Genomic DNA, 14,730 nt, shown 5'->3' on the forward strand with positions numbered 1-14,730 from the left:
CGGGTATCATGGATTGAGAGACGCTAAGGTTAAATGTGTTACATTCCAGAGTCTGTTCAACGTACCGTGAATCGATTTGCGGTAAAACGTATTGCGCTCCCTTCTTTAAGGTATTCCTCCGTGAAACAATCAGTCCTCTCCAGCTGCGTTCTGCTGTTCTGTTTAACATCTTCTGTATTTGCTGAAGACCTTGGCAAACTGATTTTCCAAGATGACTTTGAAAGAAATGAATCGCAGGAAACAAAGGATGAGATCGGCAAAGGCTGGGGCACAAACAGCCGGTCGCGGGCTGCCGGGAATAAGCAGGTCGACCTGAAAAACGGGGCCATGTATATCTACATTCATAAAGTGGCAGACCATGCTGTCTCGGTAACGCATCCTGCGGAATTTCAGGATGGTTCCGTCGAACTGCGGTTCATGCTGGAGAATGAAAAGGACAGCCTGGGACTCAATTTTGCCGATCTGCAATATAAAAAAGTACATGCGGGCCATCTGTTTGTTGCCAAAGTCAGTCCGAAATTTGTTGAGCTGACCGACCTCAAAACCGGGAACATGGATTTAAAAACCCGTGAGTTGCGGCTCGCTAAAAAACTGCCATCCGAATTGCAGGAACAGCTGAAAACCAAGCGGAAACGCTTCCCCGTCAAACTGGAGACCGGAAAATGGTACACGCTGCTGGTGACAGTTCGCGGTGACCAGTTGACCGTCAAAATTGATGGCAAAACGGTTGGCTCATTTTCTTCCGCAGGGATGGCACATCCGACCAAGCGCCTGCTGCGGCTGGCTGTTCCCCGAAACGCGGTCGTGGATGATGTGAAGATATACGCCAGCGCTCCGCGAGACTGATCGCGATCTTCCAGATTTCACTTCTGTACAGGCACATCATACAGACTCTGCTACTTCTCAGGGAGCTGGTATCCTGGTCTGTTCTGCTCAGGCTACGTACCGTGATGAGGTGAATACCTTGTTTCGGTTTCAAAGCTTGCTCCTGGGATTTTCAGTCCCGTTTACTGTAAATGAGAAAAAACGCCTGTCCCGGGAAAATCTGTTCTTTTAAGTGAGACTCGGTATTAAAAACAGATAATTATATCTTTTAATATTATTTTACTCCTCATAGAATACGCGCGTGAAGACGAAACTATTTCTATTCAGTCTATCCATTAGAGACAGAGTGAAAGCGCGGCGGTCTGTCTTTGCGAGCAACCTGCTACTGGTCAGTTCAGCAGGGAGGGGAGATTACTGGAATTTGGGTCTGAGCCGGCTTCCTGTCTAAGTTAGTCTGTTCAGATTCACTATGAGACAGAAATAATCTGTCTTTCGTTCACGTCCTGAGATCAGTACTTGTTTTTGATTTCTTAGCGTTCGATTCGAGTTCAGGAGCAGAGGAGCAATTGTGTCGGCTGAACCTTCATTAGAAACAGTCAGTAACAGCGGGAATCTCGAGAAATTCTTTTATGACGACCAGATTGCAAGAATGTTTGCACTGGCAACCCTGATCTGGGGAGTCGTTGCCTTTCTGGTTGGCATCGTGATCGCCACCGAGCTGGCGGCTCCGGCCGTCAATATGGGGTTCGATCTGATTACCTTTGGTCGGTTGCGTCCCCTGCATACGAATGCTGCGATTTTTGCCTTTGCGGGCAACGCGATTTTCACCGCCGTTTATTATTCCACACAACGCTTATGTCGGGCGCGGATGTGGAGTGATAAGCTGTCGCGACTTCACTTCTGGGGCTGGCAGTTGATTATTCTGGCTGCTGCCCTGACATTACCGTTCGGAATCACACAGAGTAAGGAATATGCAGAACTGGAATGGCCGATCGATCTTGCCATTGCGGTCGTCTGGGTGGGGTTCTTTGGTGTCAACTTCTTTATGACCCTGGCACGTCGTCGCGAACGACATATGTATGTCACACTCTGGTTTTACATTGCGACGATCGTGACCGTGGCGTTATTGCATGTCTTCAACAACCTGGTCATTCCGATCGGACTGTTTAAAAGTTATTCCGTCTATGCCGGGGTGCAGGATGCGTTCATGCAGTGGTGGTACGGCCATAATGCAGTGGCATTCTTTCTGACTACTCCCTTTCTGGGTTTAATGTATTATTTTCTCCCCAAGGCAGCCAATCGGCCCATCTATTCTTATAAGCTGAGTATTCTCCATTTCTGGTCACTGGTATTTATCTATATCTGGGCCGGCCCGCATCACCTGCATTACACCGCATTGCCTCAATGGGCTTCCACACTGGGCATGCTGTTTTCCATCATGTTGTGGATGCCTTCCTGGGGGGGAATGATTAATGGTCTGCTGACTCTCAGAGGGGCCTGGCAGAAAGTGACGTCTGACCCGGTGCTCAAGTTTTTTGTAGTGGGGATTACCTTTTACGGGATGTCCACCTTTGAAGGTCCGGTGCTATCCATCAAGTCTGTGAATGCTTTGTCACACTATACCGACTGGACGATCGCGCATGTGCATGCCGGTGCGCTGGGTTGGAATGGTTTCATGACCTTCGGGATGATTTACTGGTTGCTGCCCCGATTATTCCAGACACAGCTCTGGAGTACCAGACTGGCAAATCTGCATTTCTGGCTGGGGACGATCGGGATCCTGTTGTATATCTTTCCCATTTATGTCGCCGGTTTAACGCAGGGATTAATGTGGCGTGCCATCACGGATACGGGGCAGTTAGCTTATCCCAACTTTGTTGAGACGGTGCGCGTGCTGATTCCCCTGTACTGGATTCGGGTTGCAGGCGGACTGGTTTATCTGTCGGGATCACTTTTACTGGGATATAACTTTTTACAAACCTGGAAGACGCGACCGGCTGTCTATGAAGAAGTGGAACACGCGGCACCGGCACTGGAACGGCATTATGAAGATGATCCCGCTCCGAAGTCGGATTTGACCGGCGTGCTGGAAATTGCAAAATCAATTGATGTGTTCGAAAAACTTTCCTGGCACCGCAGATGGGAACGCCTGCCTCGATTGATGACGATCTGGGTGATCATTGCCGTGGTGGCTGCATCGCTGTTTGAGATCATTCCGACTTTTCTGATCCGGTCGAACATTCCCACGATCGCGACGGTGACGCCTTACACGCCTCTGGAACTGGCCGGGCGGGATCTGTATGTCGCGGAAGGCTGTTATAACTGTCATTCGCAGATGATTCGCCCCATTCTGTCAGAGACCAAACGCTATGGCGAATATTCCAAACCAGGCGAATTTATTTACGACCATCCGTTCCAGTGGGGGTCCAGACGCATTGGTCCCGATCTGGCCAGAGAAGGGGGGCAGCGTTCCAATCTCTGGCATGTGGTTCATTTCCGTAACCCGGCGTTAATGACCAATGGTTCGATCATGCCCGCCTATCCGTGGCTGGAAACGAAGAAGCTGAATTTCAAAACAATTCCGGATCGTGTCTGGGCGGCTTCTTACCTGGGTGCTCCGTATACCCGGGCACTGGACGATTCGATTGCCATGGCGAAAGAGCAGGCCAAAGCCATTGCGGACGACATTGAAAAACAGAAAGGCCCGTCAGGCCTGGAAGATAAACAGGTGGTGGCTCTGATTGCTTATCTGCAGCGGCTGGGGACCGATATTTATAAAACTCCCGCAGCAACCGACAAAACGGAAACCGCGAAATCAGAGCCGAATTCAGCAGGCACAACTCAAAAATAATCGACTGTCGAGGATGTGTTCCATGATTAAACAAGTTTTACATCTTTTAAATTATGATTTCTGTGCCGAGATCGCGCTCGTTCTGTTTCTGATTGCCTTCGCGCTGGTGGGAATCAAAACAGCGGTAACGAGTCCGTCAGAAATTAAACATCAATCAGAAATTCCACTTGCCGACGACTAAAGCAGGAGCCGGAGAACAAAATGCCAGAGAAAGATCAGATAAGAAGTCATGTTTATGACGGGATCCAGGAGTATGATAATCCGATGCCGGGCTGGTGGGTGATGCTTTTCTGGGGATGTATTTTTTTTGCATTGCCTTACTGGATCTATTACGAATCCGGAGTTCCCGGACGAACGATTTACGACAATTACAACGAGGCTGTTGCAGATAATCTGCGGTTGCAGTTTGAAGAAATCGGCGAACTGAAACTGGATTCCGCGACCGTCTACCAGTACATGAATGACCCCAAGTGGCTTAAGGTGGGAGAAAGCGTCTTTGAGATGCATTGCGTTGCCTGCCATGCAGCCAAGGGGGAAGGCAAAGTCGGCCCGAATCTGACGGACGATTACTGGATTCATGTGAAGGAGATCGGCGATATTGCCAAAGTTGTCGAAAAGGGGGCCAACGGTCAGGCAATGCCTGCCTGGGGAAACCGGTTGCATCCCAATGAGGTTGCACTGGTGGCCTCATACGTTGCAAGCCTGCGGGGTTCTCTGCCAGCTGGCAGTGGAAAAGCGCCGGAACCGAATGCGAAAAAAATTCCAGCCTGGCAGGCTCCGGCAGGCGCAGCTGAAAAAACGGAAAACAGTTCGCCTGACGCAGACAAGGACAGCAAGGAAAAATCACCAGAACCGAAACCTGCCTCCTGAGAGACATTTTCGATGATGGGAAACAACTGATGAATGATCAATTATTACAACCAGAGGAGCATGTTTTATCCACACTGGAGCAGGATGGTTCCCGACGCTGGATTTATCCACGCCTGTTTCAGGGAAAATACTGGAACCGGCGCCGCGTGGTCGGTTACTTTCTGATCATCCTGTTTATCGCGCTGCCTCATCTGAAAATTAATTCCAGCCCGGCAATCTTCTTAAATATCACCAGGCGGGAATTTACGATTCTGGGATTCAAATTTCTGCCAACGGATACCTTGCTGCTGGCGTTTTTCATGATCTCGGTATTTCTGTCGATATTCCTGTTAACGGCTCTGTTCGGTCGCGTCTGGTGCGGTTGGGCCTGTCCACAGACGATCTACCTGGAATTTGTTTACCGCCCCATCGAACGCCTGTTCTGTGGGACGAAAGGGCACGGCGGGAAACCTCATCAACCGGTTCCCCTGATCCGTCGACTGATGATGTATGGAGTCTATCTGATCGTTTCGATGGTCCTGGCCCATACGTTTCTGGCCTACTTTGTCAGTGTCAGTGAGCTGCAACGCTGGGTGCAACAGTCACCGTTTACACATCCGACCGGATTTCTGGTCATGACGGCGACTGTGGTGCTGATGATGTTCAATTTCTCGTTCTTTCGGGAGCAGCTCTGTACGATCGCCTGTCCTTACGGGCGGTTCCAGTCTGTCCTGCTGGATCGCCGGTCTTTGATTGTGAGTTACGATCAATCGCGTGGTGAACCCCGCGGCAAGATCAGTAAAACAGAGACGGAATCCCGGGGAGACTGCATTGATTGCGGTCAGTGTGTCCGTGCCTGTCCGACCGGAATTGACATTCGCGACGGTCTGCAGATGGAGTGTATTCACTGTACCCAATGTATGGACGCCTGTGATGAAATCATGGTGAAAGTGGATCGTCCGCTGGGGCTGGTCCGTTATTCCAGTCAGGATGAGATTGAAGGCCAGCCTGTTCGCAAATTGCGTCCACGTGTGGTGATTTATCCGCTGCTGCTGTTGTTGTCCGTTTCTGCCTTTACCATTACGCTGATCAATAAAAAATCATTTGATGTCACCGTCATGCGGAACTATGGGAACCCGTATATTGTGACTGATCAAGATCTGGTAGAAAATAATCTCCAGATCAAACTGGTAAATCGTACGGATGCTCCCGAAACGTATCAGCTTAAGATTGAAGGGAGTGACGACGTTCACATGGAAGTGATGGCTGGTACCAGTTTGCAGGCACGTGAGACAAAGACCATTCCGTTACTGGTTTCTGCACCCCGTGCTTCGTTTGTCGGAGGTCTGCGCGAGGTGGACCTTGTGATTCATGCCCGTGAGAACGCCGAAGAGAGGAAAGTCACATGTCAGCTGCTGGGGCCGTAATGAGTGATACAGAACAGTCCGCAGAGACGCTAGCCCGGTGGACCTGGTGCGGGGTGATCTTTTCTCTGCTGGGAGTACAGATTCTGATCTCGGGTGTTGCCGTCTTTCTGGCAACCAGTGATCCGTCAAACGTGATCGTTGAAGGCTATTATGAACAGGCACTTTCCTGGGATGAACAGCGACTGACACAGGCAAAGAGTGATTCACTGGGATGGAATTCTCAGGTGACTTTTGAGAAGTCACCCGGACTGCTGGAAAAGTCACGGCTGGAAATTGCCTTACTGGATGCGAACGGACAACCGGTGACTGCCTGTCAGGTGGAAGGTGAGTTGTTTCATCATGCGCGTGCCGGGGATGTCTTCAAAGTTCGTTTTGTAGAGACCAGGCCAGGGCATTACGCTGCACTGGTTCCGATTCAGCAGGCAGGCTTATGGGAGCTCTCTCTGGTGGCTGCAGGTACTGCCGGCTCATTCCAGGAGAAACAGCAGTTTCTGTTGAAAAACTCGGGGGAATTTCAAAAAGTAGAATCTGTCAGCGACTCGATTTCCAAAGTCAAAAAATGAATTTCAACATCGTCAGGATCTGAAATGCAGGATTTGCATGCAACAATCCCATTACTGCTCACAATTTTCATCGCCAGCATTGCCGGCAGTGGGCACTGCGTCGGGATGTGCGGTCCGCTGATGCTGCTGGCAGTCAATCGCACGTCGCCGGGAAATACGAAGACCCTGCTGCCTGATGTGTTATATCATCTGGGGAGACTCATCGGGTATGTGGCACTGGGACTGGTTGCCGGAAGTCTGGGCTGGTTGCTGGATTCCGGAGGCCAACTCGCGGGGATTCAGCAGATGGCAGCAGTCGTGACAGGGGGCGGAATGATTCTGTTCGGGAGCTTTTCCCTGCTGTCGATTTATCGGAAAGGGAGCATTCCTCATCTGGGTACGGCTGCAGTGGGAAAATACCTGTCAAAGTTGATCAAAAAAAATCAGCAACTACCTGCAGGCATCCGACCATGGGGTATCGGCCTGATCACTGCCTGTCTGCCCTGTGGCTGGCTCTATGCTTTCCTGCTGCTCTCGGTGGCGGGTAGAACACCGTTGGCAGGCAGCCTCGTCATGCTGGCGTTCTGGCTGGGAACCGTTCCAGCGCTCTCACTGGCAGGGGTCGTCAGTCGTCTGTTTCCTCAGAAATGGAATCTGGCAGGAAACGCGCTGATTGCCAGTCTGCTGATTGTGAGTGGTATCTTTACCATTAACGTGCGGGCTTACGCGGATCTGGATCAAATTCGCCAGAACGTCGATTCCCGATCACAAACAGAGATGCTGGGAACGATCCACGATCAACCTCTCCCCTGTTGTCAGCAAAAAGAATCGCAGAACCAACCCGATCTCCAGAAGGCTTCGAACCGGTGATTGAGCAAACCGAACCATGCGAGACCATGACGAGGCAGGAGCCATGCAAATGTATCCACTGCCAACTGCCGGTCCCGACCGGGAGGCAGGCTGACCTTGATTCCCGTTTTTGCTGCGCTGGTTGTGAGGTTGCATATACGATTCTGAATGATCTGGAGGACAGCTTTCGGGAAGATCTGGTTGCGATTGAACCGGGTAGTCACTCTGACCTGTCCTATGAGGAAATGGATCACACCCGGTTCCGCGGGTTATATGCACGAGCAGACGAGCGGGGCTGTTTTCGCATTCGTTTCCACCTGGAGGGGATGCATTGTGCCTCTTGTGTATTTGTCATCGAGAAACTGCCTGACTATCTGCCGGGAGTGCTGAGTGCCCGTGTCAATTTAACGAACAGCAGTGTGGATCTGCTCTGGGATACTCAACAGGTTCCACTGTCTCAGATCGCGCGCACGCTGGATCGACTTGGCTACCGTCCTCACCCGCCACAACCGAATGACGCCGAACGGATTTTCAGACTGGAAAATCGTAAGTATCTGATTCGCCTGGGTATCGCAGGTGCCTGTGCGGGGAATGTGATGTTGATCGCATTTGCCTTGTACGCAGGTATGTTTACCGGGATGTCCGCGGAGCATCTGAACCTGTTTCGCTGGGCAAGTGCAGCGTTAGCGTTGGTTTCGATCCTGTGGCCTGGACAGGTTTTCTTTCGGGGGGCACTCTCCGCAGTCCGGACACGCAGTCCGCATATCGATCTGCCTGTTGTGCTGGGGATTACGATCGGCGGTTGTGCCGGTCTGTATAATTCCCTGCGCGGCGCAGGGGAAGTTTATTTTGATTCATTAACCGTCCTGATCTTTTTACTGCTCGTGGGACGCTATATCCAGTTTCGGCAGCAGCATCGGGCGCTCAGTCGCCTTTCATTGTTAAGAAGTCTGACTCCGCGCAGTGCGCGTCTGGTGTCTGGTGATGAAGTTCTCAACGTTCCCATCGAGGTTTTGAAATCGGGGGATGTCGTCGAAGTCAGAGCGGGGGACCTCATACCGGCTGATGGTCTGATCTGTGAAGGTGATTCTTCGGTTGATGAATCAATTCTGACAGGAGAATCGCGTCCGCGGATGGTTGCATCGGGTGAGGCAGTCACAGCGGGGACTCTCAACCTGACATCACCACTCCGAATCGGAGTCCTCAGTGTCGGCGAAAATACACGCATCGGACGATTGATGAATCTGGTTGAGCTGGGTATCAGCTCCCGGCAACCCATCGTTGAACTGGCAAACCGGATCGCAGGTCTGTTTGTGATGACGGTGATTCTGCTGGCACTGGTCTGCATGGGAATCTGGTGGTCGACCGGTATTGGACAGGCCGTTTCCCATTCGATTGCCTTACTGATTGTGACGTGCCCTTGTGCTCTGGGGCTGGCAACTCCTCTGGCATTAGCTGTAGCACAGGGGAAAGCGGCGCAACGTTCCATCCTGATTCAATCGGGAGATGTCATTGAACGTCTGGCGCAGCCTGGAATGTTGTGGCTGGATAAAACGGGGACACTGACCAGTGGAAATATGCAGGTTCAGGACTGGCACGGTGAACGCAGATATTTTCCGCTGGTGGCTGCGCTGGAACGACAGGTCGTTCATCCCATCGCCAGTGCTCTGACCCGATTTATCGAGCAGCAGCCGGAATCTGAGGCACCAGATCATCCGGTGATTGGAAACATGGTTTCTCAACCTGGCATGGGGATCAGAGGAGATATTGACGGTCGCTCGATTACCGTCGGCAGCGAAGCTTATCTGATCGAGCAGAACGTGTCGATTCCGGCTGAATTTCAGGATCTGATCACCGAGTACCATCAGCGGGGATTAACGGCGGTTCTGGCGGTGGTCGAGGGAGAGACCGTTCTGATCTGGGGGATCGGAGATGACCTGCGTCCTGATGCTTCCGCTACGATCCAGCAGCTGAGAGCAGATGGCTGGACCGTGGGAATTCTGTCAGGCGATCATCCCGAAATCGTCTGCGGGATTGCCAGGCGGCTGGTTATCGATTCAGAGCTGGTTCACGCTGCTGTCCGTCCGGAGGAAAAGCTGGCGATTATTCAGGAATCGACTCGGCAGGGGACGACTGTGATGGTCGGGGATGGTGTCAATGACAGTGCCGCTCTGGCAGCGGCCACGGTGGGAATTGCCGTGCATGGTGGGGCAGAAGCGAGTTTGCAGGCCGCCGCCGTCTATTTGAATCGACCCGGGCTTGCGGGAGTCAAGGAACTGCTCGACGGAGCACTGCTGACGCATCGCGTGATCTATCGCAATCTGCTGCTCTCTCTGATGTATAATGTATTCGCAGCAGGTCTGGCTCTGGCGGGACTGATCAATCCTCTGCTGGCGGCAGTCCTGATGCCGGTCAGTTCTCTGACGGTTCTGATTTGTTCTTTTGTGAATCACGCATTTGAGGAGCCCCGTTCATGAGTGTGCTCTACATCGCATTACCCGTGGCGATCATCTTGGCAGCGGCAGCCGTGATTGGATTTGTCTGGACTGTATCGCGGGGACAGTATGATGATCTGGAAACGCCCGCCTATCGGATTCTGGAAGACGATCAGAAGCCGAAATCAAAACAGTAAGAAATCGTCTTGCATGCGACGAGTGGGAATCATAACATAAATCAACAGGTCTGATGTTTCCTCAGCTCTCAGAAAGGAACAGGTATGGCAGCCAGGTTTCAGATACAACAGGCGCGAAACGGCAAATACTACTTTCATCTGCTTGCGAATAACGGTGAGATTATCCTCGCCAGTCAGATGTATGCTTCCAAATCATCAGCGAAGAAGGGCATTGTTTCGGTACAGACCAACGCCACTGATCCCAGCCGTTATGAAACCCTGGTGAATAAAGCCGGGGAACATTACTTTGTGCTCAAGGCGAAAAATTCCCAGGTCATCGGGACCGGTCAAGGTTATGCCGCCACGACCGGAGTGAAGAATGGGATCAAGTCTGTTTCCAAAAATGCGCCGAAGGCGATCACGGAAGATATTATCATCAAGACCTGAAACTGAGTGGTGGGGATCACCGTTTCTATAAGTCGATCACGGCCCGCAGACCGACCAGGAGAGCGGTGTCTACAGTTTGACGGGCCGGTCGAATCACCTGCATGTCTGCTGTCAGGTGGAACCATTTCGTAACTTCGATATTGTAGAACATTTCCACGCCATAACCGTCTCCCACGCCACCCAGAATCCTATTGATGAAAGGGTTCAGTCGGTCACTGGTGGCGGAGTAATACCAGCCAACACCAAAGGTATCCGCTTCACGATTTTCAATGGGACTGTTACCTCCCACACCTAAGCTGAGGAACCATTCAATCGGATTGGTGTCTGCATCAGCGATACCGGCACGCCCAAATACCCCCCAGCCCTGTTGGGGATTGTCCGGGTTAACGAAGAGATATTGATCGAAGTTCCAGTAGAGTGACCAGGAATCAGTTTTACGGTCGATGGGAATGGTTGGCAGTACGAAATAAGGGTCCTGCTCCAGCGCTGCGTAATCGCGGCTACTCCAACTGGCACCAAACAGAAAGTGTCCGGGGCGACCGAAGAGGTTGGTTGGAAGACGCAGTTCCGGGATGACGGAAGCACCGTTTGCAAACAGTTCACTAAACCCGCTTGTACCTGATGTGTCAGTCGAATTGATCACCGTAAAAGTAAAGATTGGTTCCCCTTCGCGCAGGATCAGAAACCCTGTACCCAGTGAAGAGTAAACAATCGTACGCAGTCCGATAGGAGTGGCGACGAAGGCGGCATTTGAGAATTGTGTTTTACCGCGACCGTGTGCGAAGGCGTTCATGTCTCCATCGAGTGTATCCATTTTCCCTGCGAAGACGCCGAATGTCTCAGAAAACATCTGCGTAAACAGAACGTTTGTCAGATAGAGTTCAGTACTGTCTGCAACCGGCAGATCTGTCTGGATATTCGCGGGGAGGAGTGCCCCCGTGGCACTGTTGATGCTTTCGCCAAAACGATGCTCTGCGCGGAGCTTCACAAACAGTCCCTGGGGACCGCCGAGTTTGCCCGAATCGATATTGATTACATAGTCACCATGACCGGCGTAACGAAATTCCTGCTGACTACCTCCGGTTGCCACTCCCGAATAAAACTGGGTGACGTCAAAATCATGGGTAATCCCATTCTCAGCCAGACAGGTGTGTTGCTCGAACAGATTTTGGGTCAGTGTCGTCTGAGACCAGATGTCGGGACGGTTGCATGCACAGCTGAAACAGGCCGCATCAGCAATCGGCTCTGCTGACTGGATCTCTTCTACCAGTGGTTCAGGTAGAGCGTCGTCAGCTGTCGCGATACGATGGGAACAGGTCACGTACGTAATACCTATAACGTAACAGACTAATTTGAATATCAGACTGGTTCGCAGGTCGTGGCGGCGTTGAATCAAACCTGAGAGCATGGCTTTTCTCGAAAGGGAACCTGTAAAAAAAGATGGTCCTTTCGGTACATTTCGTCGTGACTTCCTCTCGACTCGATGAATTTTCCATTCAATCGTGATAATCAGAACAGTAGAGGTTCGAAATTAACGATTATGCCGGTCAGTGAAAGAATTTCGGTCTACTCAGACTTGGGGTAAACGCGTTTCCAGTCTTTCTGCATATCAATCACGGTCCAGCCTTTCTCTCCTGCCTGATCGAGGGCTTTGTCGAGTTGTCCGAAGTGGGACTTGCGATCGTAGGCATACTCCCGTTTTGCATCGGTGTGGTGGACGAGGGCTTTGAAGGTATTGGGTTTACGATCGGTCCATTGCAGCATTTGCAGGTCTCCATCCGAGTTCCCGAATGCCATCACTGGTGCACGTCCGATAAAGCGATAAATGCCGACCGGTTTTCCTGCTTTGTCGTCGATGAAGTCGATCTCAGCCATGCGTTCGAGTACCGGTTTACCATCCCGTTCTGCCAGTTTCACTTTGACGCTGCTGCCAATGATCTGCTCGGGGGGAATGCCGTAGACGTCTTCTGCCCAGACGCGCATAAAATCGATACCGCCGCCTGAGACAATATAGGTTTTAAATCCGTTCGCGCGGAGATAGTTTAAGACTTCCTGCATCGGCTCAAAGACCAGTTGAGTATAAGGAACTTTTTTCTGTGGATGGCGGGCGGTTTTGATCCACGAGCGAACCATTTCCTCAAATTCGTCAGTGGTCATCCCGCTGTGTGTCACTGCCATGATTTTGAGGAGACCTTCTTTTCCGCTTGCCGCAACTGCTTTGAGATCGTTTTCCAGAACGGCTTTGAAAGGCTGCTCATTTTTCCATTCCGGGTGCTGATCGGCCAATGCTTTGACTCGATCCAGGGCAAACAGCAACTGAAAGTAAGCTGGCTGTTCTGACCAGAGTGTGCCGTCATTGTCGAAGACGGCGATTCGATCCTCAGGCAAAACATACAGTGGACAGCCATCATTGGTCGCGCATTTGACGAAGTTGAGTATCGCATCTTTGGTGGGTCCCTCGTTCCAGGAAGGGAGAGGGTCCGCGGCGGAAACGGTGTGGCTTATGGACAGAAACAGCAGGATAAGAAACTGTCGCATGATAGGAATCCTTTGCCGGGTATTGGGGATTGTGGAAAAAGAACAGACGGTTGAATGTGATTTCCCATTCAACCGTCTGTCTGTTTCATTTCAATCAGACTGAGTTACTTGCCGCTGGCGGCATCCTCAATGGTCTTTTTGATTTTTTCCAGGTTGAATGAGCCTGGTGTCTGGCTCGGAGGATATTCCTGCATCGTCTTCAGGAAATTCGCCGCAATCTGCTGCATCGGCACGATGACGTACACCCGGGACAGGAACCAGTCATTGTATGTAGTCGCGTTGTGCTGTGCTTTTTCAAACGGATCTCTTCTGAGATGGAACAGGAGAGGCACGCGCAGTTCAACGAAAGGTTCACGCCAGACTTCAAATGCCATCCCGCGATTTTCCAGGAAGACGGCTTTCCAGTCTCCGGCCCGGATCGCAACGATCTGCCCGTCGTCGTTGACGTACATGAATTCTTTACGCGGTGCGTCTTCCGTTTTTCCCGTGAGGTAATCGAGTTGATTATAGCCGTCGATATAATTGTGATACTTTCGACCGTTGAGCTCGACGCCTGCTTTCAGTTTGTCTTTGATTTTCGTGTCGCCGGCGACTGCCGCGAAGGTCGGCAACCAGTCTTCGTGTGAGACGACGCCGTTCAGAGTTTTACCGGCAGGGAAATGACCGGGCCAGCGAACGAATGCGGGAACACGGTAAGCGCCTTCCCAGTTTGAGTTCTTTTCATTTCGGAACGGTGTGGTTCCAGCATCGGGCCATGTGTTGTAGTGCGGTCCATTATCGGTGGAATACATCACCAGCGTATTATCAGCGATTCCCAGATCATCCAGAAGTTTCAGGAGTTCGCCGACCTGCATGTCGTGTTCGACCATGCCGTCGTGGTATTCATCTCCACTGGGGCCACTCAGGCCGCGATGTTCTTTTTTGACGTGCGTGCGGAAGTGCATACGGGTCCCGTTCCACCAGCAGAAGAAAGGTTTGCCGGCGGCGTTCTGCTCCGTAATGAATTTCTTGGCAGCAGCGATGGTTTCTTCGTCGATGGTTTCCATGCGTTTTTTGGTCAGTGCGCCGGTATCTTCAATTTTCTGGGTTCCATCTTCCAGCGCCCACGAATGGATGACGCCTCGCGGTCCATACTGTTCTTTGAATGTTTTGCCGTTGGGCAATACAAAGTCTCCCGGATAATCTTCGTGTTCGGGTTCTTCTTCGGCATTCAGGTGATACAGATTCCCGAGGAATTCATCGAAGCCATGCATCGTCGGGAGATGCTCGTCGCGGTCCCCCTGATGGTTTTTACCAAACTGGCCGGTGGCATAACCTTTGCTTTTCAGGACAGTCGCCATTGTGACATCGGTTTTCTGCCAGCCTTCTTTGGCACCGGGCAGACCGACTTTTGTCATCCCCGTGCGAACAGGAACGTTTCCTCCAATAAAGGCGGCGCGTCCTGCGGTACAGCTCTGTTGACCGTAGTAATCAGTGAAGGAGATTCCTTCCCGGGCAATCCGGTCGATGTTGGGGGTCTGGTAGCCCATCATGCCACGATTGTTGTGGCTGATGTTCCAGGTGCCAATGTCGTCCCCCCAAATGACAAGAATATTAGGCTTGTCGGCAGCGGACAGGTTAGTTGTACTGCATAATGCGAGCAGCATTAGGCATACCGGGAGTTTGAGCGGGCTGGTTTTCATGTGAGGTTCCTCAGAAACAGAATTGGCGGACAGACCTGGATGGTCTGAAAATTACAATCTGGCCCGATGTAGTTTTAGTCAGAGTTGATAATTTTGAAATAGATCAAAT

13 protein-coding genes are annotated in these 14,730 nt (G+C 51.5%); 10 read left to right on the forward strand and 3 right to left on the reverse strand.

Annotated features, from left to right (window positions below; all coding sequences use genetic code 11):
* The first annotated feature begins 150 nt into the window (after nt 1–150).
* The 10 genes from ACN0YN_RS23035 to ACN0YN_RS23080 all read left to right on the forward strand — a co-directional run bounded on the left by ACN0YN_RS23035 (nt 151) and on the right by ACN0YN_RS23080 (nt 10,401).
* The gene (locus ACN0YN_RS23035) at nt 151–846 is read left to right on the forward strand and encodes a hypothetical protein (RefSeq protein WP_417387494.1); all 696 of its coding nucleotides are present in this window, start codon (nt 151–153) and stop codon (nt 844–846) included.
* A gap of 547 nt (nt 847–1,393) precedes the next feature.
* Complete coding sequence (ccoN, locus tag ACN0YN_RS23040) at nt 1,394–3,676, forward strand: cytochrome-c oxidase, cbb3-type subunit I (protein WP_417387380.1); 2,283 nt, start codon at nt 1,394–1,396, stop codon at nt 3,674–3,676.
* A 22-nt stretch (nt 3,677–3,698) separates the two neighbouring features.
* On the forward strand, nt 3,699–3,857 hold the full coding sequence (locus ACN0YN_RS23045; RefSeq protein ID WP_417387381.1) for a hypothetical protein: 159 nt from the start codon (nt 3,699–3,701) through the stop codon (nt 3,855–3,857).
* A 20-nt stretch (nt 3,858–3,877) separates the two neighbouring features.
* Nucleotides 3,878–4,546 carry a cbb3-type cytochrome c oxidase N-terminal domain-containing protein gene (locus ACN0YN_RS23050; protein ID WP_417387382.1) on the forward strand — a complete coding sequence of 223 codons (669 nt, stop codon included), beginning with the start codon at nt 3,878–3,880 and terminating at the stop codon, nt 4,544–4,546.
* 29 nt (nt 4,547–4,575) lie between these two features.
* On the forward strand, nt 4,576–5,952 hold the full coding sequence (gene ccoG / locus ACN0YN_RS23055; protein WP_417387383.1) for a cytochrome c oxidase accessory protein CcoG: 1,377 nt from the start codon (nt 4,576–4,578) through the stop codon (nt 5,950–5,952).
* Complete coding sequence (locus tag ACN0YN_RS23060) at nt 5,952–6,515, forward strand: FixH family protein (protein ID WP_417387384.1); 564 nt, start codon at nt 5,952–5,954, stop codon at nt 6,513–6,515. The genes ccoG and ACN0YN_RS23060 overlap by 1 nt, the downstream gene beginning before the upstream one ends.
* A gap of 24 nt (nt 6,516–6,539) precedes the next feature.
* The gene (locus tag ACN0YN_RS23065) at nt 6,540–7,364 is read left to right on the forward strand and encodes a sulfite exporter TauE/SafE family protein (protein WP_417387385.1); all 825 of its coding nucleotides are present in this window, start codon (nt 6,540–6,542) and stop codon (nt 7,362–7,364) included.
* Nucleotides 7,361–9,820, forward strand: coding sequence for a heavy metal translocating P-type ATPase (locus ACN0YN_RS23070; RefSeq protein WP_417387386.1), 2,460 nt, complete (start codon nt 7,361–7,363; stop codon nt 9,818–9,820). Before ACN0YN_RS23065 ends, ACN0YN_RS23070 begins: the two co-directional genes overlap by 4 nt.
* Nucleotides 9,817–9,975 carry a cbb3-type cytochrome oxidase assembly protein CcoS gene (gene ccoS / locus ACN0YN_RS23075; RefSeq protein ID WP_417387387.1) on the forward strand — a complete coding sequence of 53 codons (159 nt, stop codon included), beginning with the start codon at nt 9,817–9,819 and terminating at the stop codon, nt 9,973–9,975. Before ACN0YN_RS23070 ends, ccoS begins: the two co-directional genes overlap by 4 nt.
* A gap of 84 nt (nt 9,976–10,059) precedes the next feature.
* Nucleotides 10,060–10,401, forward strand: a complete 342-nt coding sequence (locus tag ACN0YN_RS23080) for a YegP family protein (RefSeq protein WP_417387388.1) — start codon at nt 10,060–10,062, stop codon at nt 10,399–10,401.
* A gap of 25 nt (nt 10,402–10,426) precedes the next feature.
* On the opposite strand, the gene ACN0YN_RS23085 is transcribed toward ACN0YN_RS23080, so the two are convergent.
* From ACN0YN_RS23085 to ACN0YN_RS23095, 3 genes are all read right to left on the reverse strand, one after another.
* Nucleotides 10,427–11,809, reverse strand: a complete 1,383-nt coding sequence (locus ACN0YN_RS23085) for a carbohydrate porin (protein ID WP_417387389.1) — start codon at nt 11,807–11,809, stop codon at nt 10,427–10,429.
* Between the two features lie 158 nt (nt 11,810–11,967).
* A complete protein-coding gene (locus ACN0YN_RS23090) occupies nt 11,968–12,939 on the reverse strand; it encodes an HAD family hydrolase (protein WP_417387390.1) in 972 nt (323 codons plus the stop codon).
* 104 nt (nt 12,940–13,043) lie between these two features.
* Nucleotides 13,044–14,585: an arylsulfatase gene (locus ACN0YN_RS23095; RefSeq protein ID WP_417387495.1), complete on the reverse strand. Its 1,542-nt coding sequence runs from the start codon at nt 14,583–14,585 to the stop codon at nt 13,044–13,046.
* Nucleotides 14,586–14,730: the final 145 nt, after the last annotated feature.

It is taken from the genome of Gimesia sp., assembly GCF_048260065.1.
Taxonomy (GTDB): Bacteria; Planctomycetota; Planctomycetia; order Planctomycetales; family Planctomycetaceae; genus Gimesia.

Excerpts from the sequence above, each read along its gene's own strand:
- ccoG (WP_417387383.1), top strand. The coding sequence starts at position 4,576 with ATGAATGATCAATTATTACAACCAGAGGAGCATGTTTTATCCACACTG.
- ACN0YN_RS23080 (WP_417387388.1), top strand. The coding sequence starts at position 10,060 with ATGGCAGCCAGGTTTCAGATACAACAGGCGCGAAACGGCAAATACTAC.
- ACN0YN_RS23085 (WP_417387389.1), bottom strand. The coding sequence starts at position 11,809 with ATGCTCTCAGGTTTGATTCAACGCCGCCACGACCTGCGAACCAGTCTG.
- ACN0YN_RS23065 (WP_417387385.1), top strand. The coding sequence starts at position 6,540 with ATGCAGGATTTGCATGCAACAATCCCATTACTGCTCACAATTTTCATC.
- ACN0YN_RS23045 (WP_417387381.1), top strand. The coding sequence starts at position 3,699 with ATGATTAAACAAGTTTTACATCTTTTAAATTATGATTTCTGTGCCGAG.
- ACN0YN_RS23060 (WP_417387384.1), top strand. The coding sequence starts at position 5,952 with ATGAGTGATACAGAACAGTCCGCAGAGACGCTAGCCCGGTGGACCTGG.
- ACN0YN_RS23090 (WP_417387390.1), bottom strand. The coding sequence starts at position 12,939 with ATGCGACAGTTTCTTATCCTGCTGTTTCTGTCCATAAGCCACACCGTT.
- ACN0YN_RS23050 (WP_417387382.1), top strand. The coding sequence starts at position 3,878 with ATGCCAGAGAAAGATCAGATAAGAAGTCATGTTTATGACGGGATCCAG.
- ACN0YN_RS23095 (WP_417387495.1), bottom strand. The coding sequence starts at position 14,585 with ATGCTGCTCGCATTATGCAGTACAACTAACCTGTCCGCTGCCGACAAG.
- ccoS (WP_417387387.1), top strand. The coding sequence starts at position 9,817 with ATGAGTGTGCTCTACATCGCATTACCCGTGGCGATCATCTTGGCAGCG.